The sequence below is a fragment of the Pseudoalteromonas sp. S3178 genome, from assembly GCF_005886985.1.
Lineage (GTDB): Bacteria > Pseudomonadota > Gammaproteobacteria > Enterobacterales > Alteromonadaceae > Pseudoalteromonas > Pseudoalteromonas carrageenovora.
The window spans coordinates 1-2,279 of sequence record NZ_PNCW01000120.1 but is presented as its reverse complement, the minus strand read 5'-3'; the positions used below and the strand labels follow the sequence as shown (position 1 = coordinate 2,279).

Here is a 2,279-nt window from a genome sequence, read left to right as displayed (position 1 = left end):
TTTTTTTAGCCGGCGCTTTTTCTGCAGCTTTAGGTGTAGTTTTACCAGAGCTTAATTCTTCAGTCAGCTCAGCTACGTCAGCTAGGCGTAAATTTTTTCCGCCATCAATGCTGTACCAGCCTGGTTTAGTTGTAATTTCAGGTTTTTTACCATTAGCAGCTTCATATGCAGCTTCAAAGGCAGATAACACTTCTGTTTTGTCTAGTTTGCTCATCAGAGACCCTATACGTTGTGAACACAGATAAAGAAGTCGTATTTATACCTATTTTAAAACTGTTTTTCAATTTTTTGCGATTTTCCTTCCATTTTTCGCCCATAAACGCCAAAATTTGCACAAAATTCAGTGCTAAGTAAGGTAACGTGTATGCAACGTAGAGAATTTAACCAACTTCTAAATGACATTTTAAAACCGCATTTAATTAAAGATTTTTGCCCAAATGGATTACAAGTTGAAGGTAAAAATGAAATTAAAACCATAATTACAGGTGTAACAGCAAGCCAAGCACTTATTGATGCAGCTATAGAAAAAAATGCAGATGCTATTTTGGTTCACCATGGTTTTTTTTGGAAAGGGGAATCTCAACCGATCACAGGTATGAAAAAGCGCCGTATAAGCGCACTACTTGCAAACGATATAAATTTATTTGGTTATCATTTACCACTGGATATTCACCCGTCTATTGGTAATAACGCGCAGCTAGCTAATTTACTTGATATTGAGATAGAAACTGGGCTTGAGCCAACTGCCAATAGTGTAGCAATGAAAGGCCGTTTAAAAACTCCGCTCACAGGTAGTGAGTTTGCCAAGAAAATTGCAAACGTTTTGCACCGAGAGCCATTGTGCAGTATTGTTCGCGATGAAAAAATACAAACCATTGCATTGTGTACAGGTGGTGGGCAAGGCTATATAGATTTAGCAGCAGAGCAGGGAATTGATGCCTATTTAACAGGTGAAGCGTCTGAGCAAACTATTCACAGTTCGCGTGAGCAAAATATAGATTTTTTTGCTGCGGGGCATCATGCCACTGAGCGCTATGGAGTAAAAGCATTGGGTAAGCTACTAGCTAAAGATTATGGTTTTGAGGTTACCTTTATAGATATAGATAACCCGGTATAACTAAAATACTTATTAGATACTAAAGCGCTTCTGGGTTTATCCAGCGGCGCAAATTAATCCACGCATTCCCCAGCACTTCATGTGCATACTGTGTAACGACCTTTAAAGCCTCTGCATTTGGAGTAAACTGCTTATATAAAGGAAGGGCTGCAAAATTATGGTAATCAGTCGCAGCTGTTATTACATCAATTCCTTGGGCGTTAAATAAATTTTTTGCACGGGGCATATGAAGCACAGAAGTAACCAAAGCAACGTTAAAATCAACCAGTTTTGGGGCTAACATTTTTGCCTCAGCAGCGGTATCCATAGCGTGTGGGTTTTGACTAATACGGTTTTTATTCACTCCTAAACTAATGGCTGTTTTATACATTAAGGCGCTATTAGTGACATTTTCGTAACCACCACCAGATACAATAAGTTGAGCATTAGGGTATTGCTTTGCAAGCTTTACACCTTCTACTAAACGGCTAAGTGCACAGTTACCAAGCTGGTTGTTGGCACTGAGCCCGGTATTTGGGTTTATGTCGCAGCCAAGTACAACAATTTTATCTATTTTAGGGTGTTTTAAATTATTAAACGCAAGTGAGGTTGGCTCATTACTTTTAATAATTTGATGTGCGAAAAATGGCGTACTAAGAGAAAGCAAAACGAATAAGCTTAAACTCGAAAGAACAAGTGCTGATTTACGCCCTTTAAATGCAAGCAACAGCATTATAAAAGCAAACAAAGAAAATAAAGGGAGTGGCATGAGTAAGCCACCTAAAATCTTTTTTAATTCAAACATAATAAGTAACATAAATTATAATAGTGCTTTATGTTACTTATTAGCATGTAACTTATCGACCGTTATTTAACTTACACGTATTTAAAAAGTGGCGATAAACGGGGTTATCTTTCATATCTTTTTTCATTGCTAAATACATTGGGCGTGTTAAGCCAAGTGCACCAAGCGGAATTGATTTAATTAACCCTTGGCTTTCATAAGGAGTAACAAGCCAATCAGGTAATGCCGCTACACCCATTCCAGCACTTACTAATTGAAATATAAGCAGCCCTTGGTCAACATTTTTTAGTGTGCCGTCAAAGCGTGCATTTTGAATGAAATGTTTAAAAATATCTTGGCGTTCACGTGGAATAGGGTACGAAATAATAGTTTCGTTTT

3 protein-coding genes and 1 pseudogene are annotated in these 2,279 nt (G+C 37.7%); 1 reads left to right on the top strand and 3 read right to left on the bottom strand.

The window, feature by feature from the left end; translation table 11 throughout:
• Window positions 1-214 (bottom strand): annotated as a pseudogene (locus tag CWC11_RS20215) (hypothetical protein); the annotation flags it as partial.
• A 150-nt stretch (window positions 215-364) separates the two neighbouring features.
• Between CWC11_RS20215 and CWC11_RS20210 the strand changes: the two are divergent.
• The gene (locus CWC11_RS20210; RefSeq protein ID WP_138684123.1) at window positions 365-1,117 is read left to right on the top strand and encodes a Nif3-like dinuclear metal center hexameric protein; all 753 of its coding nucleotides are present in this window, start codon (window positions 365-367) and stop codon (window positions 1,115-1,117) included.
• A gap of 19 nt (window positions 1,118-1,136) precedes the next feature.
• On the opposite strand, the gene CWC11_RS20205 is transcribed toward CWC11_RS20210, so the two are convergent.
• Both CWC11_RS20205 and CWC11_RS20200 read right to left on the bottom strand, forming a co-directional pair.
• Window positions 1,137-1,901 carry a YdcF family protein gene (locus CWC11_RS20205; RefSeq protein WP_171038465.1) on the bottom strand — a complete coding sequence of 255 codons (765 nt, stop codon included), beginning with the start codon at window positions 1,899-1,901 and terminating at the stop codon, window positions 1,137-1,139.
• A 52-nt stretch (window positions 1,902-1,953) separates the two neighbouring features.
• Window positions 1,954-2,279 (bottom strand): LysR substrate-binding domain-containing protein (locus CWC11_RS20200; RefSeq protein WP_249330778.1); only part of this gene is annotated, 326 nt, incomplete at its 5' end.

Bases quoted from the DNA above. Each gene is read 5' to 3' on its own strand.
- CWC11_RS20210 (WP_138684123.1), top strand. From the start codon at position 365: ATGCAACGTAGAGAATTTAACCAACTTCTAAATGACATTTTAAAACCG.
- CWC11_RS20205 (WP_171038465.1), bottom strand. From the start codon at position 1,901: ATGTTTGAATTAAAAAAGATTTTAGGTGGCTTACTCATGCCACTCCCT.